Raw genomic sequence first — 21,915 nt, forward strand, 5'->3', positions numbered from 1 at the left:
GTCGCTAAGGCCGGTAGGAATTGGACTTTGGCGGTATAAGGCAGGTAGTAGTCACTTATGTTTGCATTTTACGACCTTGAAACCACGGGGACATCACCCGCTTTCGACCAGCCCTTACAGTTTGCGGCGATCCTGACGGATGACGACTTCAACCAAGTTGAGCGCGTAGATATTCGCTGCAAGCTCGCGCCTCACATACTTCCAGCACCATGGGCGCTCGCTGTTACGGGGATCTCACCAGATCAGCTGATGGACCCTAGCCTGCCATCCTGGTTTGAGTTTTCACATCAGATAGTTGATCTAATCAAACGCTGGGCTCCAGCGACATGGGCCGGATACAACACACTTGCCTTTGACGAAGAGTTCCTCAGGCAGTCATTCTATCAAAATCTTCATCCCAACTTGTATCAAACCCAGTTTGACAACAATGACCGCCTAGATCTCATGAAGGTGGTCTACGCAGTCCGGAAACGCCAGCCAGACGCCCTCGAATGGCCAATAGATGATCTTGGACGCGAAAGCTTCAAACTGGATCGTCTCGCTCCGGCAAACGGCTTTGCCAATCATGACGCCCACGATGCCCTCGGCGACGTAGAGGCAACGATCCATATCGCGTCACTCATTCGCAAGCGTGCCCCTGCCGTTTGGGATCAATGCTTGTTGAACCGCGACAAACACCACGTTTATCGGTTGCTGCAAAGCGGGCATCCCGTGTGCCTGATCGAACGATTTGGCGCGGCACCACCACGATCCTATTTCGGTGCTTACGCCGGCGCAAACCCGCAGAACAAGAACTCAATGGCGTTCCTCGACCTGGACCTCTGCGATGCGTCGATCATCGATGCCAATGATCGAGATCTTGCAAAAGCGGTCGCTGCATCACCCAAGCTGATACGGACGATTGCGATAAACAAAGTCCCGAACGTCTTTCCCGTGGCCAACCCGAGCGCTGCGCATAGTTCGCTTGCCCAGTTAGTTTCTGCGCACCCTGAATTTCAGAAACGAGTGGGGCTGGCTTTGGCCGATCGCTATGCGGATAAAGAGCCTTCCCAACACGTCGAACAGTTGATCTACGACGGCTTCTACAGCGCCGATGACAAGCGGGTCCTTGAGGATTTCGCTTCAGCCGACTGGCGTGACCGCTCTAGTCTTGTCGCTAACCTGAGCGACATCCGCCTGAAGCAACTGGGTATGCGGCTTATCTTCTCCAACGCCCCAGAGTTTGCGTCCATGAACTACCGATCAGCGGCAAGCGCTGCGATCCGAGATCGCTGGTTGACCAACGAGCCATCCACGCCATGGATGACTAAGGCAACGGTAGCGGAACAGCTCCAAGAGATTGTTAGTGGTCAGGTGCTCGACCAGGATCGGATTTGTGCACTTCAAGACTTCTATCACGCACGAATCTCAGAAATCGGCGCATAGGTTTGCGCCAACGAGCACGGCGCTTCACCTCTACCATCCCCTAATCTATTGTCTGGGTCTTGGCTCACCAGAAGCACTGTTGTGAATTGGCCCCAAAAACGAAACCTGTAGAGCGCCTATTGCGATCGAGCCAAAGCCCGGCTCATAGATTCAGATCACAACACGCGCCTGGATTGGTGTAGATGTTTCCACACTCAATCGCCTTAGCTTTTTCCGTTATACATTGAAAATTTAAAGAGAAATCTGAAATGCAGCTAAGCGTTACCGCCCTTGCAAAAAGCCAGGGCGGAAAACCCGCCCTGGCGCTAAGGTCACTCGGTGACTGGATCTTCGTCCCGGCGCGGAAAGGCGACCATTTCGACGTCGGGGAACATGCTGTGTTTGACGTTGATCGACGTGATGTTGCCGCTATCGTCGGTGTTGACGAAGAGGACGCCGCAGCGGTCCCAGAAGTTCTTGCCGTCTTTTTCGCCTGATTTGACGTTCAGTTTCAGAGTTTGAGTAGCCATTTTTTTGATCCTCACTTTGAGTGTTTCGATGAACATGACCAAAGCTAGCACCAAGGGGCTGTCAGCGAGAAACTTGCCTCGCGAGGAATGCGCTGGCGCAGAGGAATTTTCTTGTTGAAGCGGGGCTTGCCCCGCGTCGGACACGGCTGCCCGCTTATGTTCAGCAATCGGAAACACGGCGTTGAGGAACGGATTTGGCACTCAGAATTTAACTGGTCTCGTCAACCTGCTCCAAAAGGGCGCAGAAACTTCAAAGATCGCGGCGGCCACTATTCTCGACATCTTACGCTGCAGCGTAATTTTTCTAGATTTGCGCTTCAGCGTAAATTTCACACTGGTGTGTTGCTTTGTCTTCAAGGTAAATCATCGCGAGGCGATAGCTGCCCTAGTTCACGCACGCGCCAGATCAGCTTCCTCGTGCTCGAAGGCTGTCGCCATCTCCCTGATCTCCCTCTCCGGAGCCCCCAAGGCACGGGCAACGTCACGCCAAGCCATAGTCGCTTCGGCCACCTCGGCAATGATGCGATCTGCCTCGCCGCGTTCGAGAAGATAGGATTCATGTTGCGCGCGGTGCAGGGCTATACTGGCATCCGGGTTGTCGTCATCAACGTAGCTTTTGAGCACGCGCGGTTGGTTCGGCACAGGGTTGATGTCGTAGGCCGGTGAGAGGTGCCAGCCGCCACGCCCACGCAGAAACCCGTGATTTCGCATATGGTCATCCAGGTTCGTGACGAGAATGGAAAAGGCAACCCGCCGGTAGAGTTCCTCGCGGTCTTGGTCGGGCGTTACGCTTTCTGAAGTGATGATATCTGCCAGGTCCAAATAGCTATAGCTCTCGCCATCCTTGCCGCCCAGCATCGCCATGGCTGAAATGAACGGGATCCTGCCGTCGTCGTTCCGGTCAAACCGATGGGACAAGAAAACAGGCTTATCGCCAGCCATTTCAAGCGTGTGATCAGAAACCGTGATTCCGGCGCGTCTTGCGAGCTCCAATGCAATGGCTTCCCAGCGTTCCACGCAATAGGTGTCCGTCTCCTTTGGGAACTTGGCGACAGAAAGACGGCCGTGTTGATCGAGGATGCTGGCCTTTGGCCGCGCGCCGCCCAGAGAACTGCCCGGAGCAAACAGAATTTTCAGGTCCTCAGTGGTCTCTTCGCCGCGCAGAACGCGCTGAGACGCATGAAGCAAATCCCCGAGGCTCACGAGGGCAGGCACGCCAATGCCTTCGCGCGCTTGGAACTCGCCATCAACCCTGAAGCGCAGCGCACCCAAACGGGTTTCGTCATTCACACCAAGCAGGTAGTCGGTTTCTTGCAGCACTCTCGGACGTCGTCCCTCGGCCTCTGCCATGCGCCCCTCATAGCGCCGCATTACCGTTCTACCCCAGGTATCAGGGGCAGAATCCCCAAGCGGTGCAAGCATGTCCTGCCCTGCCTCAGGCACGAATTGCCCTCTGACGAGAGGCATGTCCGGCGAAAGCCCAAAGGCATTTTCGTCGGCAAGCCAGCCGTCATGATAGGTAAAGGACACCCGCTCTCGGCCGCGCCCCGCTGTGCGGTGGAGCGCGCCAACCTGTTTCAGCCCCTTCCAGTCGATCCATACCTCAACCATTTTTCAGTCTCGCACGCTGCGGGAGGTCATCCAGGGCCATCTGCTCGCCAACCGGGTCATCGATATCCCCCCAACCTTTCAAAAGGCCGAGCGCCTGCAGTACTGCCACGTAAGTACCGATCTTGACTGCGGGGTTCCCGCTTTCGATCTTCGCGATGGTCTGCCGCGTTGTGCCAGCACGCTGCGCAACAATCTCAGCGGTTAACTTGCGGCGCAGTCGTGCAACGCGAATGTTTTCCCCAAGTTTCACGAGCTCCTTACGCGCCGCCCTGGGCATCTTGATCGGAACAGCCATAATGAAACCTCCAAGCAACACTAAGCCCCAAAATGTTACACTGAGAAAACATTAACGTCAACTGTCGCCGCATAGCACAACGATCAAACACCTACGCTCAATCACACCTTACGTTATCTCAAAGGAACATTAAGTGGATTAAGGTTACCTTTGCGAAACGCTGCCCAGTCACTCCATTGCACCTGCAGGCTCACTTCACCACACTCACCCAACGCGTCTGCTCGAACGAAACGAATGCGTTCCCTTCCCTCGAAAGTCACGCCTGCAGCCCCGCAGCGCGGACCTGTTCGGGCGTCACCAGCTTTGACGCGATCAAATCCTCGATCTGCCGGTTGGTGATGTGGCGGCACAAGGGATGGCGCTCGCGGATCCATTCGGCGAGGCTCACACGGCCTTTGGCTTCGGCCTCTCGAGCCTTCTCGCGGTCGGCCTGGATCTGGGCCAGTCCCTTCTCCCACCGGCGCATCTTGAACCAGTTGTCTGAGAAACAAACCTTGCTGCGCGTATAGCCCTCGCTTTCCTTGGCATAGGCTTTGACCGCCTGCAGAAGGTCATCGGGCTCTACCCCGGCTTTCACAGCCGCTGCGATCAGGCGCAGACTGGTCCGCCGGTCTCGGATCCTGTCCTCGGGATAGACCGCCAGGATCTTCTCAGATTCAAAATCTTCAACCTCCTCCGCCGCCTCGCGCCTGCGCGTAGGTGGTTTATGGATGGTTTTAGGATGGTTTGGGGTCCACCGTGAACCCCGTACCCCGTTCACCGTGGACCCCGTACCGGGTTCAGGCTGGACGGGGTTCACAGTGACCCCCGTCTCAATCTCAGGCTCAGCCGTGGTTTCGAGCGCGGCCACGCGCTCCAGAACGATGCGGTAAATGACGGTGTAGCCATTCTTGCAGTGCCGCCGCCCCGTCTCAATCAGAATGCCTTCGCGCTGGAAGTCGATGATGGTGCGCTTGACCGTGCTCTCGCTAAGCTCTGTGTGGCGCTGGATCGTCCCCTTGGAACACCAGATGCCTGAGCCGTCATCGCTCGCTTTGTCGGCCAAGAACATGATGATCTGCTTGCGCGCGGCGCTGCCAAAGCGGCGCTCGGCGCATTCATTTGCGATGCGCCAGCTCATGATCTCACCGCCAATTGGGTTGAGGTCAGACCGGAAATGCCGTAGGTATTGGGACGGAAATATTCTTCTATGCCGTTGAGGTGGGTGGCCGCCCCCTCAGCGGTTTTTCTTTGCCCTTTCGTCAGAGAAAGAGACTGTGAAAAACCGTTTACTTGGGCCTCGTAACCTATTGAAAAGTGACCCTGAACGAAACAAGTCCGTTTACAATTTTTTCCTTTAAAATCAACAAAATTTTCCGGATTGCAAATCCGTGTACACCGGTTCGATTCCGGTACTCGCCTCCAATAAAATCAATGACTTAGACACATTCTCGAATGCTAAACATGAATTTAAAACACGGATATTTGAAACAAGAGAGCTGAGCCACCCCTGTGGCTAACATTCTCAATGCGAGCGCATTGACGAAAGATCGAGGCGACTACCTTCTCTTGAGAGGTCAATCAAGAAACCAAGACACAGACTTCTTAAGCAATTTCTCAGCATCGCTGCCGTTGAGCGAGCGTCAGTCTAGCGGACGCAGCGAGCTTTCGCCGCGTTGTCGCCAATGGCAGCTACCGGCGCATTGCTCCGTCAGTGAATAACACGGACGGTGGATGCTTTAGAGATATCTGGGCTCCCACCATGCAGCCGCTCACCCCCAACAGCCCGTCCTAATCACGTGCCTCAATCTTTACGCCTGGCGCTCGCGCATTTCGGCGACGGTACGTATTCTTAACAAAGCCAATGGTGCGAGAAGAGCACCGAATTCGGAAGCTGCAGCCCCCTGGACCAGACCTGTTGACGGAACGGCTGCGACCGGCGCCGTTGGCAATCAGTTCTGAAAATCATCAAGCGGATAGATCGGACGGCGCACATTGCGATAATCTAGGCCTGCGAAGTTGACGGTGCACAACGCACGGCTATCGCAAACGATAGTGCAACCGGCAATCGGGTCGAAGACCGCGCGGAAGTGCTGCATCGACTTGAGCGCAACGACGCGTTTCTGCCCCGGATCGATCCCGAATGTTTCGAATTGGCGCAGGTCGAGCAGCTGGTGCGCGATGCTTACGATGAGTAGATCGATCCCTTCGACGCATAGAACGGCAGTGGCTCCAAAGCTGCGTTGCTGCCCGCCGATGATGGGGCCACTGCCAACGTAATGACCTTCGCCGCGCCACCGGACAATACCGGTAAGTTTCAATGGCCCGCCGCCGAACGCGGGGGCCGTCTTACCGCCTAGGAGCACGGTGACCGAAGCGCCTATGTCCTGGGATTGCAGGGCGGCTGCCACCTCTTCGTCCACCATCGGTCCGAAACAGGCATCGGTGATGCCCGCTGCCAAGAGCGAGGACAGGAGCGCCGTGGAATCCGCATAGGCGCCTGAACCGGGATTGTCGGCATAATCCGCAATGACCAGCGGGCCGCCATCGCCTTTCCAGGATGCTGCAATCCGGGCTGCGTCTTCGACCGTCAAGTATGTGTTGAGTAGGTCCGCGCGACGGTCCCAGATGTCGTCGGCAATCTCTTCGGCTATGTCCTGCGCGCCGGTCAATTCGGTTTCTGCGGTGATCAGGACCGTCGGCCCAACCTCGGCGATGTCGGCATAAGGGAAGGCGCCGTTGATGCTCACGGCATACACCCCTTTTCTCTTTTCTGCCGCACGCGCCATTGCCTGGCGCTCGATCATCGGGCCAAGATCCGTGCGCCCGCCGTTGGTTTCTTCCAGCATTGGACGCTGTGCGCGCAACGTCTTGGGGCGAATGTCACCAATCACCGCCCTATGTAACAACTCGGCGGCGCGGCGGCCTGTCGACCGTATGTCTACATGCGGATAGGTTGTGAAAGAGATGAGGATTTGAGCTAGGTCGCACATCGCTTCGGTGACATTCGCATGCGGGTCCAGGGTGACCGCAATCGGCAGATCGGGTTCGGTCAACGCGCGCAGACGCCGCAGAATTTCACCCTCGCCGTCGTCATGCGAGGCGGTGACCATGGCGCCGTGCAGGATCAGCAGGACCCCGTCCCAGCTTCCGTATTTGGCCGCGTCCAGAAGCGGGCGGCAGAGCGTGTCAAAGGCCTGATCGGTAACGCGCCCGCCCGGGCCAGCCGCTGCGCTGATGACATGGGTCAGCGACCAGCCGTGAAGGCGGGCGATATCCAGAGCGCCGGCGATTTCGGTATTGGCATCGCCGCGTGCCGAAATCGCCGCGTCGCCGTCAAGCAGATAGCGGTTTTGAAAGTCTACGATTTCGGTGGGGCGAATGTTGAATGTGTTGGTCTCGTGTTCGATGTCGGCGGTGAGAATTCGCAGTGCCATGTTTTTTGACCTTCAGAGGGGGTTGTGGCAGGCGACGGCGTGCCCGAAAGCCGTCGACAAGACCGGTGTTTCGCTTCGACAGATCGCCGTCGCACGCGGGCAACGGTCGGCAAAGGCGCAGCCCGGCGGCTGATCGAATGGACTTGGCACCTCGCCCTCCAGCGGCGCGATGATGCGGCGTTGTCTCGGATCGGGCGCAAAGGTGCTATCCATCAATGTGGCGGTATAGGGATGGCGCACAGTCGCATCAGTTTCGGGCAGCGCCTCGACCACCCGGCCCAGATACATCACCAGAATTTCGTCGCAGAAATATCGCACCAAACTCAGATCGTGGCTGATGAACAGATAGGTCAGCCCCAGGTCGTCATGCAGCTTTTCAAGCAGGCTGATGATTTGCGCCTGGACCGACACGTCGAGCGATGCCGTGGGCTCGTCCAGCACCAAAAGCCGAGGCCGCAACGCCAGCGCGCGTGCGATGCCCACACGCTGTTTCTGTCCGCCCGAGATCTGGTGCGGAAAGCTGCTTGCAAGACCGGGCGACAACCCGACCATTGTCAAAAGCTCTGAAACCTCCTGGTCCGCTGTGCCATTGGTGTACCGGCCTTGAACCACGAATGGCTCGATCAGAGCCCGCGTGATGGTATAGCGCGGATCGATTGCCGAATAAGGATCCTGAAACACCATCTGCATGTCGGCGCGCAAGCGGCGCATCGCGGCGGGCGATTTGGCGCGCAGGTCATCGCCGTCAAAGCGCAGCGAGCCCGTGCTGGGCTCGATCAACCGCAGGATCAGCCGCGCCAATGTGGACTTGCCGCAGCCGCTTTCGCCGACAACGCCGATAACGCGTCCCTTGGGCAAGTCAAAGGACACGTCGTTGACTGCATACATCGCTCGAGGCTTGCGAAACGGACCGCCGGAGCTTTTGAATTGTTTGGACAGGTTGCGTACCTCAAGCAGGTTGGTCATGGCGCCGCCCCGGGAAAATGACAGGCAACGGCGCCGTCGCCTCTTGGCAATAACGATGGGCTGGTCTTCGTGCAGATATCTTCGGCCCGGATACATCGGGGATGAAACGGGCACCCTTTGGGATAGTTCATCACGGTCGGCACGGTGCCGGGAATTCCGACCAAGTGTTCATCCTCGCTCAGCCCCTTGGGAATGCAGCCGATCAATGCTTGGGTGTAGGGGTGCTGAGGTTCAGCAAAGATCGCCTCGACCGGCCCTTGCTCGATGGCGCGCCCGGCATACATGACAACGACTCTGTCGCACGTCTGAGCAACGACGCTCATATCATGGGTGATCAGCACCAGCGACAGGGCGCGCTCTTTCACCAGATCATCGAGCAGGCGGATGATCTGGGCTTGAACAGTCACGTCCAGCGCCGTGGTTGGTTCATCGGCCACCAAAAGGTCGGGATCGGCTGCAAGCGCCCCGGCGATGACAATGCGCTGTTTCATACCGCCGGACATCTGGTGCGGATAGCGGTCGCAGATCAGTGCGGGCTCGGGAATGCGCAGCGTTCCGAGAATTTCGATGGTGCGCGCGCGCGCTTGCTGTCCTGTAATGCCGAGATGTAGTCGCGCAACGGCATCGACCTGCGGTCCGATCTTTTGCAACGGGTCGAGCGAGGTCATCGGGTTCTGCGTGATCAACCCCAACCGACCGCCGCGAAGTTTGCGATAGGCGGCCTCGGGTAGTTTGGTCAACTCCTGCCCGTCAAAGATGATCGAGCCGGCAGTGATCCGGCCACCAGAGAGCGGCAGCAGACCCATGACGCTCATGGCCGTCAGGGATTTGCCAGACCCGCTTTCGCCGACGATGCCTAGCGTTTCGCCCTTCTCCAGCGCAAAGCTGACCCCGCAGAGCGGAGCAATTTGGCCGAAGGCAACCTCGAGATCGCGGACCTCCAGCATGGTCATGAGTCCCGGATTCGGTCGCGGATATCCAACGCCCGGATCAATTCGTCTCCGAACAAGTTCACGGCAATGACCGTCACGGCGACAACGACTCCGGGGAAAATTATGACCCATGGGGAAAGGAACAATTTCGCCGTCCCGGATGACATCATCGCGCCCCAGCTAGGCGTGGGCGGTTGCGCGCCGAGGCCGAAAAAGCCCAAGGTCGCCTCCAGCACGATGCCGTCGCCGATGGCCAACATGCCCACGACGATCACCGGCGCAATGGCGTTGGGCAGCAGGTGTTTCAGCAAGATATGGTGCGGTTTGGCGCCGAGATTGATCGTCACCTCGATGAAGGTTTCCTGTTTCAGTCGCACGATTTGGGCCCGGGTCAGCCGTGTGAACTGGGCCAAATAGGCAATTGCGATGGCGAAGGTGGTCGAGGTCAGGCCAGGGCCGATGATTGCGACAAAGATCAGCGCGATAAGGATATCGGGGAAAGACCATGTGAGATCGACGACCGTCATCACAGCGCGTTCAAAGAAACCGCCGAAATAGCCCGCGGCGGCGCCCAGGGTCATGCCGACGGTGATCGAGATGGCAATCGCCGTGGCGCTGACCGACAACGAGGTCCGCGCGCCATAGATTACCCGGCTGAGCACGTCGCGGCCGAATTGATCCGTTCCCAAGAGATGCGGCCATCCCGGCGGAGCATTGCCGTTGGTGAGGTCCTGCGCGGCATAATCGAACGGCGTGATCCAGGGCGCAAAGATCGCGGTTAACACAAGCAGCGCCAGAAATCCGCCAGCGATCTTGCCCAGCCATGACCCAAAGGCTCGCGACATTGGCGTGCTGCGGAAACCCGAAAGCGCGCGGGCGATGATGTCTGTGATACGCGTCATTTCTTAGTCTCACGAATGCGTGGATCCATTGCGGCTTGCGCCACGTCGCCGATCAAGGTGCCCAGCATGACCGCCAGTGCCAGCATTAAAAGGCAGCCCTGCACGACCGGGTAATCCCGCTGGCCGATCGCCCGGATCAGCAGTGACCCCAGTCCGGGACGACCGAAAACAAACTCGACGGTGACCGCGCCGCCCAGTATCCACCCGATCCTGAGCGCCAAAATGGTGACGACCGGCAACATCGCGTGCGGCATCAGGTGGCGGAAAAGTATGGTTCTCGAGGGCAGGCCTTTGGCGTACAGCAGCGTCACGAAATCCTCGCGCCGCACATCAAGCAAAGCCACGCGGGTCACACGCGCGACCAGGGCCACACCGCCGAAACCGATGGTCAGAACTGGCAGCACCAGCGAGCTCCAGCCCTTGGCGCCCGAAACCGGAAACCATTGCAGCTGCACCGCAAAAAACAGGATCATCAAAAGCGCCAGCCAAAACCCCGGCACAGTTGAACCCAGCAGAATGAAGCCGCGCATGATGTTCTCGACGATGGCCGAGCGCGTCGTGGCCGATATCGTGCCAAGTGTGATACCAGCGATGCTGGAAAACGCGAACGCCGCTCCACCCAACCTAAGGCTGTAGGGCAGATTCTGCGCGATCAGGTCGGCGACAGGCCGCCGCAGCACGATGGCCTCGCCGAAATCGCCCTGAAATATTGCTCCGATCCAACGAAAATATTGGACGGCCAGGGGCTGATCCAGCCCGTATTTGAGCACCAGCGTTTTTCGATCCTCAGTCGACGATCCCACACGGATCAGGTTGTCGATCGGATCGCCCGGCAGAAGATGAACAATCAGGAATATCACGACCGAAATCGAGATCGACACAGGGATCAGCATGAGCGCCCGAAAAAAGATGTATCGCAAAAGCATATCAAACCAACCGCGCCGCGCGTGGATCCCGCCCCTCACCTTTCAAGGGACGGGCGACGCGGCTGTCGGCGATTACTCCACGACAGCCATGTCGAGCACGGTCTGCGAGCGGAAACGCGTGCCGCGTACCGGATCCGGCACGCTTAGACGGTCGGAATTGTAGGCGATGTTCTTCGTCGGCTGATAAATCGGCACGAATAGGTGCTGCGACAGAACATACTCGTGATACGCTTTGAAGTTGGCGATACGTTCATCCGAATCTGTGCTGTCTTCCATCGCTACGTCGTTCAGGCGCTGACCTTCGGCATCTTCCCACATCGACACATTCGGATAGCCCAGACGCTTGCCGGAAAAGAACCAGTCAAGGATGTCCGAGTTGTTCCAGTCATATCCGCGTACCGCCAGTTGGTGCCGGTTGTTTTTATACTCGTCGCGAATGGTTGAGCTGTCGAAGACGGTGATAACCGCCTCCATCCCGATATCGGCCAGCTGAGCCTGAACCACCTGAGTAAGCGAGGTGAATTCTTCGCCATTTTGCGTGAACAACTTGACCGAAAGCGGCACGCCGTCTTTCGAACGCACCGCGCCGTCGCCCATCATCCATCCGGCCTCGTCCAGAAGCATCTTTGCACGATCAAGATCAAAGGAGACATTCAGCGCCGGATCGACATCGGCCTCGGGCAGAGATGATATCAGGAAGTTGTGAGCAGGCGCTCCGACGCCGTTGTAGATGGACGCGACAATTGCCTCTTGATTGATGGCAAGCCCGGTGGCTTCGCGCACTTTGATGTCATCAAAGGGTGCCGAGGTTACGTTGATTGGCATATAGTTGATGCCCGTTCCCGGCATCTGAATGACCGCGACATTGCTTTCCGCCTTCAGAATTTCAAGGAATGGCGTCGGGACACCCAACAGCAAGTCGATGCCGCCTGTTTTCAATTCAAGAAATGCAGTGGACTGGTCCGGAACCTCACGGAATGTGATCTTCCCGATATGCGCGGCCCCCTGATTCTCGGACAGATCTGAGGCCCAAGCATAGTCGTCATTGCGCACCAGAACCGTCTCTAACCCGATGGCGAAACTGTCCAGTTTAAATGGTCCGGTCCCCACCGCACCCGACACGCCAAAGTCGTCGCCCATCGAGTCAAATGCGGCGGCGCCAGGAACACCCATAAAAGTCGAGGCCAGGTTGTACAGCAGGCTCGGTTCGGGGCGTGACATCACGAACTTGACGGTCAGGTTGTCGATCACTTCGACAGAGGCGACCGCGGCCACCAAATAGGCGTTCTCTGTATCCGCGAAGTCCGGGATCCAATCGGCAACCGATTGTGCGTTGAACGGTGATCCGTCGTGAAAGGTCACGCCGTCCTTGAGGTGGAACGTCCAGGACATACCGTCCGTGCTTTCCTCCCAAGATGTGGCCAGATGGGGATGATAGGACTGGTCCGCGTCCTGCTCGATCAACCGGTCATAGATCAAGGACGCGGCGGAGTTTAAGTTGTTCGACGTCACCGGATTATAGGATGTGGCCCCCAGCTCATCGGCGGGAAACGCAATCGTCACCTCTTGTGCGACGACCGCATTGGACAGGAAGCCGGCTGCGATTAATGTTGTTCCTGCTAGAAGTCTCGACTTGATCGTATTGCGCATGGGGTTCGTCCTTTTCCTAAGGAAATTCGGTCATTAGAAATACTCGTTTAATCGTCTAACGGACCGTCGACGCCTTGCAGCCAAGGCCTGGTTTGAGCCTTGATGATCGACATATGCCCTGTTTGACCCCGGGCATTCCTGGTGCAGTGGCAAAGCGTAACGTCTTGCGAGACCATAAGGCGCGGATGCCAGGCTGGCGCTGATCGAAGTTAGCGTTCGTCCAAATTTCTTTTTCGGGGTCTGGCGGAGTCTAGTGGCCGAGGCTGTGTAAAAACTCATTCTTTTGCCATCGGCTTGTTTGATTTTACCGAGGGCATTTTTGTATTAGCCCCAATGCCGCAGTGCGGCCCGCCAGAAGAGACCTTTGCTGCGACTGCAAATTCTGAGATTTAGCAAATTCACAGTCTGCGGACAAAGGGTGAGTTCGTTGCGCTTGCGGAAGAGGCTGCTTTCGTGCGCTTTGCGGACTTTCAAATTGGATTGCACACAAGTTGCACAGTTGAAGTGGCTACGACCTTGATTCAGACGGACGGTCTGTCCACTCCCCCAAAGTCGCGAAGCGTTCGAGTCGCGGTCAATGCCTAATAGCCATCTTCGGAAGAGATGCAGGGTGAGTAGAATTGGCAAGGACAACAATTAGAAGTGTGGGGCGTTTGCCGCCCCACACGGTATTTTTCACTATGCGTGATGTTTCGGCAATTTCTGAAACACCACATAAAGGCCCGCCAGAACCAAAGCCGTTCCGACGACGTCGGCATTCCAAGCGGTCACAGGTTCGGCAAATCCGAACAGCCAAGGCGCCGCTACCAAAATCAAACCGCAGGAAACTCCTAGGTAGGTCTGGACCAGGTAATGTTTGTTGTGGCCGTAACCGGCTACGGTCAATGCCAAAAGCCCCGAGAGTATCAGCAGTCCAGAGTCGCCAACGAGGGCATTGCTAAGAGCCGATTGGCCGCCAAGAAGCATGAATGGCGACAAGATGAGCCAAAGCCCTGAAGCTGTGAAGGTCCATCTGAAAACTTCACGATTTTGCATCGCTCATACTCCAACCTTTGGTTTCAGGAGTCGGTTTCAGGATCCGCGAGGTTGCCAAGCTCAACGGCGATAGCCATTTCCTCGTCGTCGACAAGTCCATCACCATTTGTGTCGATATCGCCGAACACTTCCTCGGTAAGTTCAGGATATGAAACCCGAAGTTCAACGATGGATGCCATGCCGTCGCCGTCAGTATCAATTTCGGCGGACATTGCATGAGCAGAGAATGCGACGGATGTCATGAGGGCAGCTACGAAAATTTCATGTGTCACGTTTTTTCCTATCAAATAAGGCAATCCATTATGAATTGCGGTTCAGGTCCCGGCGCATTACATTCTGCAATTGCGCCAACTGGCCCGGGTCTTCACGCGGTCGGTAAAAATTACGCCAGGGCTTTACTGGCAGCGTCGAGTTCGTATCTCGTCTTGATGTCGTCATTCGCTTTGTGCGCGGCCTCTGCAGCGTTGTAATGTCTCCAGGCCTGCGTTCGTTTTTCGCCTAAGGGTGCGTCTCCACAGCTGGCTTTGACGGACTTCATCTTTTCTGAGATGGTATTGGTGTTGAGTTTCATTGTGGTGTCCTTTCCTGGGCACTTCGAGAAAGAGCGGCGCGCGAAAGAAGAAATTCCTTTTAGGGAACCGCCACTTGCGCGCCGCTTAAAAACTCGAAAACACATGCCCTGCTGAATTTTCAGCGGGCATTTTCTAGCTAGCTTACATTCCAGTTTTCGACGCTTACACAGATCAGCATGGAGCGATTTAATGACAGAAAGCGGAGCCTTCAGACATGGTCTACTCAGGGGGCAGAGCGACTGGAAAAAGTCGGGACGTTGGTGCGAGCCGTCTTAAGGAAAATACTGTTCGCGGCTCATAAAGATTGGTTCCAATGCCGCGCGCAAAAGTTCGCTTCTACATCATGCCTTCCATACCCTCCATGTCGGGTACGCCGTGGCGGTTCGGCTTGGCAGGTTTATCCGCCACCATCGCTTCAGTGGTGACCAGCAGGCCGGCAACCGATGCGGCATATTCCAGCGCCATCCGAACGACCTTGGTCGGATCAATGACACCGGCCTTCAACATGTCGCCGTACTGGTCCAGCTGCGCATCATAACCGAACGACTTGCTGGTGTGCTCAATTACTTTTCCAGCAACGACTGAACCATCAACTCCGGCGTTTTCAGCGATCTGGCGCAGTGGGGTCTGAAGGGCTTTGCGGATGATCTTGATACCCGCATCCTGATCCGCGTTTTCTCCTTTTAGACCTTCCAGAACCTTGCCCGCATGGACAAGTGCAACGCCACCGCCTGGAACGACGCCTTCTTGGACAGCCGCACGAGTTGCGTTCAAGGCGTCATCAACCCGATCCTTGCGCTCTTTCACTTCGATCTCGGTCGCACCACCAACTTTGATCACCGCAACGCCGCCTGCCAGTTTGGCCAGCCGCTCCTGCAGTTTTTCCTTGTCGTAGTCTGAGGTTGTCTCTTCGATCTGTGCACGGATTTGGGTGACACGCGAAGCGATAGATTCTTTGTCGCCCGCGCCGTCGATCACGGTTGTTGTGTCTTTGGTAATCGTGATTTTTTTGGCATCGCCCAGCATGTCCATCGTGACATTTTCAAGCTTGATGCCCAGCTCTTCGGAAATCACCTGTCCACCGGTAAGGATGGCCAGATCTTCCAACATCGCCTTGCGACGATCTCCGAAACCGGGCGCTTTGACACCAGCTACCTTGAGGCCGCCGCGCAGTTTGTTCACAACAAGCGTTGCGAGCGCTTCGCCGTCAATGTCCTCGGCCATCACCAAGAGCTGCTTGTTCGCCTGCATGACAGCTTCAAGCAAGGGCACCATAGGGGCCAGAGACGTCAGTTTCTCCTCGTGCAAGAGGATGACGCAGTCTTCGAGAGTCGCCGTCATCTTGGCGGTATCTGTGATGAAATACGGGCTGAGATAGCCACGATCAAATTGCATGCCTTCGACCACTTCGGTCTCGGTCTCAAGGGCCTTGTTCTCTTCGACGGTGATGACACCTTCGTTGCCGACCTTGGCCATCGCGTCCGCGATCTGTTGACCGATAGCAGCTTCACCGTTTGCGGAGATGGTGCCGACCTTGACGATCTCGGCCGTATCGCCCACTGGCCGCGACATTGCCTTGACCTCGGCAACAACGGCGGTGACCGCTTTGTCGATACCGCGTTTAAGGTCCATCGGATTCATGCCAGCGGCGACCGATTTCATACCTTCCTTAACGATGGCCTGAGCGAGAACCGTGGCGGTGGTCGTGCCGTCGCCAGCCTCGTCATTGGTGCGCGATGCAACATCTTTGACGAGCTGTGCACCCATGTTCTCGAACGCATCCGAGAGTTCGAATTCCTTGGCGACCGTAACACCGTCTTTGGTGATGCGTGGCGCTCCGTAGGATTTGTCGAGGACCACGTTGCGGCCCTTGGGGCCAAGCGTGACCTTGACGGCGTTGGCGAGCGTATTGATGCCCTTGAGCATGTGGTCGCGGGAGTCCGTGCCGAATTTTACGTCTTTTGCAGACATGTCGGTATTCCTAAATGAAAAATGGGTGAGGGTTCAGCGTCGGTCAGGCCCTAATGCCAAAGATGTCACTCTCCTTCATTATCACCAGCTCTTCGCTGTCGATCTTGATTTCCGTGCCCGACCATTTGCCGAACAGAATTTTGTCGCCATCTTTGACGTCCATTGCGATACGCACGCCGGCATTGTCTTTTGCGTCGGCACCGACGGATACGACTTCGCCTTCCTGCGAAGGAGTTGGCTGTGGCAGAGGCCTTCGGCTATTCTTGATTGGGTTTCTTGGGCGCAGGCGAATGACGGAGCTGCCCTTGTGATAGAGCCGACTGCGTTTCCTGTGACGGTAGCGAAGTTCCAAGCCCTCTTCGCTCCATAAGACACCGGTCGGCGTGATGCGAGTGAAGTCAAGACAGGCCGAATGACGGGTCCAATACGGTACGGGGAAACGCCGCGCCCTGTGGGGATCAGCGGCGACGAAATGCACCACCAGCGCTGACGGGAACGGCGTTCCGCCAGGCGCTCAAACCCTTGCAGCGACGACAGATCCGTTCTCCAAAGCCTTCACTCCAGAAAACAGCATCGCATCTCAGACAAGGACGCTCTCGTGGTACGTCGCCAAAGGCCCCTCCGCAGGCGATGTCCGAAAATGCTACGTCGACCGAGGTTTTGTTCGTGATCATGTCAAATCCGCGTTGACTTCCGTGGGCATATCCGATGTCCCTCTCGGTCGTGGAGGCATGCCCTCGTTTTCAGCAGCATGGATTGACACCATGTCATGTGCGCCTTGCCGCGCCGGGTTCTGGTCCAGGACATCCCTGTCAGACTGGGGCGTTCGGTGCTCAGAATAAAGATGCCGCATATGTGCTGCAGAGACCCCATCGGCCTCCATCACGAGGCGCACCATCGGATCAGCAAGCATTTCCTCAAGGAAGAAGTCGGACAACGCTCTGCCTGTCAGCTTGTCCCTGGCGCGGGCATAGTCCAGATCGGCAAGGGAAACAGTCAGAAACCGTGTAAGCCCCGGATGCGATGTCCGGGGATGAAGTTTCACCATGACAGAGGCTTTCCAGGCTGCGGGGTCCTGTTGATCCGGGGGTGAAACCAATTCCGTTTCGATCTCGTACTCTCCCGCAGGAAGCGTCTCGTCAAAGCCCGGAACGGTGAACGGGCGGGAAAAAACTGCAACAGTCTTGCTCGTCAATTCTTCCATTAGTATGGTCCTCTCCCTTGTTGCTGTGGGTGGTCCGCGCGCGCGTTAAGAATGGGGCGCGTGGCTGGTGCAAATCTCAAGATGTCTTGGATTTCGCTGGCGCTTCCTTGCCAACGGCCTTGGACTCGTTCTCTTTGGCAGGGGGCTTCGCAGGCTTCGGCTTCATTGCGGCCGCAACCCTGGCGGTCAGGTCCTTGAAGGACATATCATCGATCCTTTGATTGGCCGGCGCCAACTCCTCGTCCATGATGGACCGGGATGCTTGGCGTCGGTACTACCTATATGGGGGCTGGCGACCCAATTTACGATGGCGCGCCGCCAAGAAGACAAAGATCACACCAAGTCGTCGGTCCAAACCTTGAACTCCGTCAGCGTGTTCTGACCAAATGTCTGGGTCAGAGGGACGTCAGCGGCATCGCGGCCACGCGCGACCAGAATTCTCGCAAACTTAGGCTTGTTGTTCCGCGGGTCGAACATGTGCCATTCACCCGCGAGAAAGACTTCCATCCACGCCGCAAAGTCACCGGGCGGATGTGGCAGAGGTTCACCGATGTCGCTCAGATATCCGGTGCAGTAGCGTGCCGGAATATTCATGCAGCGGCACAATGCGATAGCGAGGTGAGCAAAATCACGGCAGACGCCCTGTCGCTCGGCCATTGACTGCGATGCGGTGCGCGTCGCTTTCGCCTGCATGTAGTCGAAGCGGACATGCCCATGCACGAAATCGCAGATCGCCTGAACGCGGGACCATCCCGGGTCCGTGGTCTCGAAAAGACGCCAGGCCTCCTCCGAAAGAAGATCGGTATCGCAATACCGGCTGCCTCGAAGAAACACGAGGATCTCGAAAGGCAGATCCTGGACTGCGTGCTGCTGCGCGCCAGGGGACGCGGGATCGGGTCGGCCATAGTCGCGGAAGATGCCATCCGTTGACAGCGCGAAGTCGCCCGCCGGAGCCAGGAGGCGCGTACACCAGTTGCCGAAGCCGTCGCGGTAGCTTTCGAGCGGCACGCTTGGCGACGTCACGAGGTAATCGGCACGCTCCAGATCGCCAAAGCGCGAGTAGTGGACGTTCAGCATCGCAATCAGCGGCGTCGGCTGCGGGAAGCTGTATCGCAGACGACACCCGATGCTGACCCGCATGCCAGACACACGGTCGCGCCTGATCATGTCATGATTATCTTGCAAGGAAGAGCGTCCCGAGGCATCGGGCCGGTGCCATCCTGCGCAAGCACGGGGAAGGCCAGGGACGCTATCACTCCAGCCAAGATGGCCAGCCTCGAGATCAACCTTGCCAGCGGGTGTCTCATCGCCGCTTGCTCCCTGGCAAGCCAGAGTCCGCCGGTTGGCGCGCGAGCCTTCGATAGCCCAAGCGTGAGCGTTCCGGTCAGCCGTCGAGTAGGCGCGACCGGTAGCGGGGAGGCTCTGGAATTCGGTCTCGTTGGCATGCCCTCGTTCTCAGCCACTTGGATCGAGAAGTCCGTCGGGACTGTGGGGTGGGTGCAGCTGGTCATCGGGGCGACAATTTGTGCAAGGCCGCAGCGGCAAGAGCATGTTCCTTCTGGTGGTAGTCGCCGCGGAACTTGCCATCTATCTTTACTTCCCAGATGCCGTTCCTTTCGCGCACCTGAACTCCACCGCGGTGCGGTGGCCAGTTCATGGAAGACCCCTGTCCTCTTTTGCTTTTTGGCGGCACGCGTTGCTTATCAGTCATTTCCGGCTCCTTCGCATTGGGCGCGCGCGCTTCTCCCAGAAGCATCACGGCGCGTATAAACTCTTCCGCGTAATCATTCGTTTCGCGGTGGTCATGCTCGTGCCGGGTCAATCTCATCGGCTCTACGAACCGTTCTCGCAGATGGTCGACGAAACGCGGCTCGGTACGTGCCATGTAAGCGATCAGGGCCTGCAGAATCCGTTCATGGGCCAGCACGCGCCGTTCAAGATCGGTCGTCTCTGCGGCCGTGCTGGTTGGATTTTTGACTGATGTCATAGCGTAGTGTCCTCTTCGTTGCACGGTTCGACGCTGGATGCCGTGTCCTTGAGTGCGCGCGGGCAGGTCTTCGTCTCATCGCGATCCGGATCTTGCCATCCACCTACCAGCCAAGCGCAAGTCGTGCGCTGACGCAGATTAGGGGCACGGAAATTAAGTGGTCGTGTCTTGCTCAGAAACAGAAAGGAACCGATCTCGGTGGTCCAGATGTCATTGACATGCTTCCCGATTGATACCCTCAATTCATGGCTGAAACCTTCCACCATGAACCTATCGACCTGCATCGGCCTCCGTCTGTGTCACAATTGGCGTTGTGGGGTCTTGCGCTGGTCCGGCCCTGCCGGTTGACGCCACGCCACGGTCGTCCGGGACGCTGCGGGGGTCGAGGAAGGGGTCTGCCTCGACCTGCATGCCGCGCAGGAACCGGAACAGATCGCTGTCCGTCGTCAAGACAAGCGTTGTGTCGTCGGAGATCATGTCGCCGTAGGCCTGCATTGTTCGTGTGAAATCGTAGAATTCGGCTGAAACGGCATCGACATTGTAGGCGCCCGCATAGGTTGCCGCTGCTGCGGCATCGGCGGCACCACGGATTTCCTCGACGGCGCGATATGCTTCGGACTGGGTCTTGTTCAGATCCCGCACCCTGTTGCCGTGAATACGAGCCGCTTCACCGTTGCCTTCGGACAGGAATCTTTCGGCGATCTGCCGGCGTTCCGAGATCATGCGGTCATAGATCTTGGGTCGCACGCTCTCATTGTAGTTTATGCGCTTGAAACGAATGTCGAGAAGCTCAATCCCGAAGACGCGTACCTTCTCCGCGGCCGCCTCAAAGATTTGCTGCTCGACCAGCGCCCGCCCCTTCGTGATAGGTACCAATGCGCCAATGTCCTGCGCAAGCTCCTGATCAGTCAGAAGCGTGTCCCGAAGTGGCGTCCGGCCCCTGGTCGTGCGCACAATCTCGATAAGTTCGTGCTTGGCGACAGCATTCCGCGTCTCGCTGCCAAGGATATCATCGAGGCGCGACTGGGCGCTGCGTTCGTCACGCAGGCGCAAAAAGTACTGCAGAGGATCGGTGATCTTCCAGCGCGCGAAGAGATCGACCGAGATATAGAGCTTGTCCTTGGTGGGCATGTCCGATGGCGAGCCGTCCCACTCCAGAACCCGGCTGTCGATCCGGTTAACCTCCTGAACGAAGGGGAGTTTCAACTTGAGACCAGCCTCGGTGATCGGCGCGCCGACCGGCCTGCCGAACTGGGTGATGATGGCCTGTTCGACCTCGCCGACCGTGTAGACGGCGGATGACGCAGCGACGACCCCGGCAACCGCGATCCCCGAGGCAATAAGCGAAAGGGTCTTCATCTTTGCTCTCCTGTCTGTCGATCAAGGTTCAAAAGCGGGAGGATGCTTGCCGTGGATCCGTCGACAATGATCTTGGATCCAATTCCCGGCAGAACATCCTGAAGGGTTTCGATGTAGATCCGGCGTCGCGTCACTTCGGGCGCCAGACGGTATTCTGTCAGGAGGGCCGTGAAACGGGCCGCATCGCCCTCGGCTTCGTTGATCCGCCTCAGGCGATAACCATCGGCTTCACGGATCCGCTGGTCCTTTTCGCCTTCGGCTAGAGGTATGACGCGGTTGTATTCGCGGCGGGCCTCGTTGATGATCCGCTCTTTTTCTTGCTGCGCCTGATTGACCTCGTTGAACGAGGCCTGAACGGGTTGGGGTGGATTGATATTCTTCAGCTGCACCTGATCGATGCTGATGCCCATCGCGTATTTGGTCGCGAGCGCCTGCATCTTCAGCAGGGCTTCGCTTTCGATTTCCTGGCGTCCGACGGTGATCACCTCGTCTACTGTGCGGTCTCCCACGACTTCGCGCATGACGGACTCCGAGACGTATCGCAGGGTCGCGCTTGGTTCGCGCACTTCAAATAAGAACTTCCGGGGTTCGGAAATCCGGTACTGAACCACCCACTCCACGAGCGCGGCGTTAAGATCGCCAGTCACCATCTCTGTCTCGCGGCGACCGTCCGTCGGGCTCTGATAGGGATCGGAGGTACCCGGAGTCGTGAACCCGAACTCTTGTTTCAACTGGCGCTTGACCGGGACCAACGTGGTCACGTCAATCCCGAACGGGATCTTGAAGTGCAGCCCCGGAGGGACCTCGGCTGCGTACTTCCCGAACCGTTGGACAATCGCAACGGAGTCGCTCGGCACCGTGTAATATGAGGACCACACCCCAAACGCCGTAAGCGCAATGGCGGCCCCGATTGCAATACGCTTCACCGGTGGCAGACCGTCCGGCAGGATGCCGTGCATCCGATCCCGACCTCGCCTAAGAATTGCGTCAACCTCAGGGGGAACGCGGGTCTGCTTTTTTTTCCAAGGTCCGCGATTTTCCGGTTCATTGTCATCAGAAGGCATCGCAAGCTCCTATCTCGGTTTTGGCACTCGGTGCGATGCCTGGCTCGCGCGTTTAACGGTGCGACCCGTTTTGCGCCATCACATCATCGGC

The 21,915-nt window shown here is 57.4% G+C and carries 21 protein-coding genes and 1 pseudogene; 1 reads left to right on the forward strand and 21 read right to left on the reverse strand.

Annotated elements, in window-relative coordinates; translation table 11 throughout:
- Positions 1-57: 57 nt before the first annotated feature.
- Positions 58-1,425 (forward strand): exonuclease domain-containing protein, encoded by a 1,368-nt coding sequence (locus tag AC2FFE_RS18945; RefSeq protein ID WP_496847389.1) that lies wholly within the window; start codon positions 58-60, stop codon positions 1,423-1,425.
- A 311-nt stretch (positions 1,426-1,736) separates the two neighbouring features.
- Here AC2FFE_RS18945 and AC2FFE_RS18950 read toward each other — a convergent pair whose 3' ends face one another.
- The 21 genes and pseudogenes from AC2FFE_RS18950 to hflK all read right to left on the reverse strand — a co-directional run bounded on the left by AC2FFE_RS18950 (position 1,737) and on the right by hflK (position 21,824).
- Positions 1,737-1,934 (reverse strand): hypothetical protein, encoded by a 198-nt coding sequence (locus AC2FFE_RS18950; RefSeq protein WP_035262952.1) that lies wholly within the window; start codon positions 1,932-1,934, stop codon positions 1,737-1,739.
- 390 nt (positions 1,935-2,324) lie between these two features.
- Positions 2,325-3,284 carry a type II toxin-antitoxin system HipA family toxin gene (locus AC2FFE_RS18955; RefSeq protein ID WP_496847420.1) on the reverse strand — a complete coding sequence of 320 codons (960 nt, stop codon included), beginning with the start codon at positions 3,282-3,284 and terminating at the stop codon, positions 2,325-2,327.
- Between the two features lie 21 nt (positions 3,285-3,305).
- Positions 3,306-3,545 (reverse strand): annotated as a pseudogene (locus AC2FFE_RS18960) (HipA N-terminal domain-containing protein); the annotation flags it as partial.
- Positions 3,538-3,840, reverse strand: a complete 303-nt coding sequence (locus AC2FFE_RS18965) for a helix-turn-helix transcriptional regulator (protein WP_496847390.1) — start codon at positions 3,838-3,840, stop codon at positions 3,538-3,540. The gene AC2FFE_RS18965 and the pseudogene AC2FFE_RS18960, both read right to left, overlap by 8 nt.
- A gap of 256 nt (positions 3,841-4,096) precedes the next feature.
- On the reverse strand, positions 4,097-4,960 hold the full coding sequence (locus AC2FFE_RS18970; RefSeq protein ID WP_496847391.1) for a hypothetical protein: 864 nt from the start codon (positions 4,958-4,960) through the stop codon (positions 4,097-4,099).
- An 811-nt stretch (positions 4,961-5,771) separates the two neighbouring features.
- A complete protein-coding gene (locus tag AC2FFE_RS18975) occupies positions 5,772-7,256 on the reverse strand; it encodes a M81 family metallopeptidase (RefSeq protein WP_496847392.1) in 1,485 nt (494 codons plus the stop codon).
- A 12-nt stretch (positions 7,257-7,268) separates the two neighbouring features.
- Positions 7,269-8,222 (reverse strand): ABC transporter ATP-binding protein, encoded by a 954-nt coding sequence (locus AC2FFE_RS18980; RefSeq protein WP_496847393.1) that lies wholly within the window; start codon positions 8,220-8,222, stop codon positions 7,269-7,271.
- Positions 8,219-9,169 (reverse strand): ABC transporter ATP-binding protein, encoded by a 951-nt coding sequence (locus AC2FFE_RS18985; protein WP_496847394.1) that lies wholly within the window; start codon positions 9,167-9,169, stop codon positions 8,219-8,221. The genes AC2FFE_RS18980 and AC2FFE_RS18985 overlap by 4 nt, the downstream gene beginning before the upstream one ends.
- Positions 9,170-9,171: 2 nt before the next feature.
- Complete coding sequence (locus AC2FFE_RS18990; RefSeq protein WP_496847395.1) at positions 9,172-10,056, reverse strand: ABC transporter permease; 885 nt, start codon at positions 10,054-10,056, stop codon at positions 9,172-9,174.
- Positions 10,053-10,982: an ABC transporter permease gene (locus tag AC2FFE_RS18995; RefSeq protein WP_496847396.1), complete on the reverse strand. Its 930-nt coding sequence runs from the start codon at positions 10,980-10,982 to the stop codon at positions 10,053-10,055. The genes AC2FFE_RS18990 and AC2FFE_RS18995 overlap by 4 nt, the downstream gene beginning before the upstream one ends.
- Positions 10,983-11,054: 72 nt before the next feature.
- Entirely contained in the window at positions 11,055-12,632 is a 1,578-nt protein-coding gene (locus AC2FFE_RS19000; RefSeq protein ID WP_496847397.1) for an ABC transporter substrate-binding protein, read from the reverse strand.
- A gap of 678 nt (positions 12,633-13,310) precedes the next feature.
- Positions 13,311-13,667, reverse strand: coding sequence for an SPW repeat domain-containing protein (locus tag AC2FFE_RS19005; RefSeq protein WP_496847398.1), 357 nt, complete (start codon positions 13,665-13,667; stop codon positions 13,311-13,313).
- 23 nt (positions 13,668-13,690) lie between these two features.
- Complete coding sequence (locus AC2FFE_RS19010; protein ID WP_496847399.1) at positions 13,691-13,939, reverse strand: EF-hand domain-containing protein; 249 nt, start codon at positions 13,937-13,939, stop codon at positions 13,691-13,693.
- Positions 13,940-14,049: 110 nt separating this feature from the next.
- Positions 14,050-14,238 carry a hypothetical protein gene (locus AC2FFE_RS19015; RefSeq protein WP_496847400.1) on the reverse strand — a complete coding sequence of 63 codons (189 nt, stop codon included), beginning with the start codon at positions 14,236-14,238 and terminating at the stop codon, positions 14,050-14,052.
- A gap of 337 nt (positions 14,239-14,575) precedes the next feature.
- On the reverse strand, positions 14,576-16,210 hold the full coding sequence (gene groL, locus AC2FFE_RS19020; RefSeq protein WP_496847401.1) for a chaperonin GroEL: 1,635 nt from the start codon (positions 16,208-16,210) through the stop codon (positions 14,576-14,578).
- Positions 16,211-16,253: 43 nt separating this feature from the next.
- A complete protein-coding gene (locus tag AC2FFE_RS19025; protein WP_496847421.1) occupies positions 16,254-16,496 on the reverse strand; it encodes a co-chaperone GroES in 243 nt (80 codons plus the stop codon).
- 384 nt (positions 16,497-16,880) lie between these two features.
- Positions 16,881-17,414 carry a hypothetical protein gene (locus AC2FFE_RS19030; RefSeq protein WP_496847402.1) on the reverse strand — a complete coding sequence of 178 codons (534 nt, stop codon included), beginning with the start codon at positions 17,412-17,414 and terminating at the stop codon, positions 16,881-16,883.
- A gap of 333 nt (positions 17,415-17,747) precedes the next feature.
- The gene (locus tag AC2FFE_RS19035) at positions 17,748-18,554 is read right to left on the reverse strand and encodes a transglutaminase-like domain-containing protein (RefSeq protein WP_496847422.1); all 807 of its coding nucleotides are present in this window, start codon (positions 18,552-18,554) and stop codon (positions 17,748-17,750) included.
- A gap of 367 nt (positions 18,555-18,921) precedes the next feature.
- The gene (locus AC2FFE_RS19040; protein WP_496847403.1) at positions 18,922-19,401 is read right to left on the reverse strand and encodes a hypothetical protein; all 480 of its coding nucleotides are present in this window, start codon (positions 19,399-19,401) and stop codon (positions 18,922-18,924) included.
- Between the two features lie 270 nt (positions 19,402-19,671).
- Positions 19,672-20,760, reverse strand: coding sequence for a protease modulator HflC (gene hflC, locus AC2FFE_RS19045; RefSeq protein WP_496847404.1), 1,089 nt, complete (start codon positions 20,758-20,760; stop codon positions 19,672-19,674).
- On the reverse strand, positions 20,757-21,824 hold the full coding sequence (gene hflK / locus AC2FFE_RS19050) for an FtsH protease activity modulator HflK (protein ID WP_496847405.1): 1,068 nt from the start codon (positions 21,822-21,824) through the stop codon (positions 20,757-20,759). The genes hflC and hflK overlap by 4 nt, the downstream gene beginning before the upstream one ends.
- Between the last annotated feature and the right edge of the window lie 91 nt (positions 21,825-21,915).

This window comes from Ruegeria sp. YTSA168 (assembly GCF_059610045.1).

What these genes read in the sequence shown, in the direction of transcription:
- AC2FFE_RS19005 (WP_496847398.1), bottom strand. Translation starts at nt 13,667, where the DNA reads ATGCAAAATCGTGAAGTTTTCAGATGGACCTTCACAGCTTCAGGGCTT.
- AC2FFE_RS19015 (WP_496847400.1), bottom strand. Translation starts at nt 14,238, where the DNA reads ATGAAACTCAACACCAATACCATCTCAGAAAAGATGAAGTCCGTCAAA.
- groL (WP_496847401.1), bottom strand. Translation starts at nt 16,210, where the DNA reads ATGTCTGCAAAAGACGTAAAATTCGGCACGGACTCCCGCGACCACATG.
- AC2FFE_RS18975 (WP_496847392.1), bottom strand. Translation starts at nt 7,256, where the DNA reads ATGGCACTGCGAATTCTCACCGCCGACATCGAACACGAGACCAACACA.
- AC2FFE_RS18985 (WP_496847394.1), bottom strand. Translation starts at nt 9,169, where the DNA reads ATGCTGGAGGTCCGCGATCTCGAGGTTGCCTTCGGCCAAATTGCTCCG.
- AC2FFE_RS18990 (WP_496847395.1), bottom strand. Translation starts at nt 10,056, where the DNA reads ATGACGCGTATCACAGACATCATCGCCCGCGCGCTTTCGGGTTTCCGC.
- AC2FFE_RS18965 (WP_496847390.1), bottom strand. Translation starts at nt 3,840, where the DNA reads ATGGCTGTTCCGATCAAGATGCCCAGGGCGGCGCGTAAGGAGCTCGTG.
- AC2FFE_RS19040 (WP_496847403.1), bottom strand. Translation starts at nt 19,401, where the DNA reads ATGACATCAGTCAAAAATCCAACCAGCACGGCCGCAGAGACGACCGAT.
- AC2FFE_RS18950 (WP_035262952.1), bottom strand. Translation starts at nt 1,934, where the DNA reads ATGGCTACTCAAACTCTGAAACTGAACGTCAAATCAGGCGAAAAAGAC.
- hflK (WP_496847405.1), bottom strand. Translation starts at nt 21,824, where the DNA reads ATGCCTTCTGATGACAATGAACCGGAAAATCGCGGACCTTGGAAAAAA.
- AC2FFE_RS18945 (WP_496847389.1), top strand. Translation starts at nt 58, where the DNA reads ATGTTTGCATTTTACGACCTTGAAACCACGGGGACATCACCCGCTTTC.
- AC2FFE_RS18980 (WP_496847393.1), bottom strand. Translation starts at nt 8,222, where the DNA reads ATGACCAACCTGCTTGAGGTACGCAACCTGTCCAAACAATTCAAAAGC.
- hflC (WP_496847404.1), bottom strand. Translation starts at nt 20,760, where the DNA reads ATGAAGACCCTTTCGCTTATTGCCTCGGGGATCGCGGTTGCCGGGGTC.
- AC2FFE_RS18955 (WP_496847420.1), bottom strand. Translation starts at nt 3,284, where the DNA reads ATGGCAGAGGCCGAGGGACGACGTCCGAGAGTGCTGCAAGAAACCGAC.
- AC2FFE_RS19030 (WP_496847402.1), bottom strand. Translation starts at nt 17,414, where the DNA reads ATGGAAGAATTGACGAGCAAGACTGTTGCAGTTTTTTCCCGCCCGTTC.
- AC2FFE_RS18970 (WP_496847391.1), bottom strand. Translation starts at nt 4,960, where the DNA reads ATGAGCTGGCGCATCGCAAATGAATGCGCCGAGCGCCGCTTTGGCAGC.
- AC2FFE_RS19000 (WP_496847397.1), bottom strand. Translation starts at nt 12,632, where the DNA reads ATGCGCAATACGATCAAGTCGAGACTTCTAGCAGGAACAACATTAATC.
- AC2FFE_RS18995 (WP_496847396.1), bottom strand. Translation starts at nt 10,982, where the DNA reads ATGCTTTTGCGATACATCTTTTTTCGGGCGCTCATGCTGATCCCTGTG.
- AC2FFE_RS19035 (WP_496847422.1), bottom strand. Translation starts at nt 18,554, where the DNA reads ATGCGGGTCAGCATCGGGTGTCGTCTGCGATACAGCTTCCCGCAGCCG.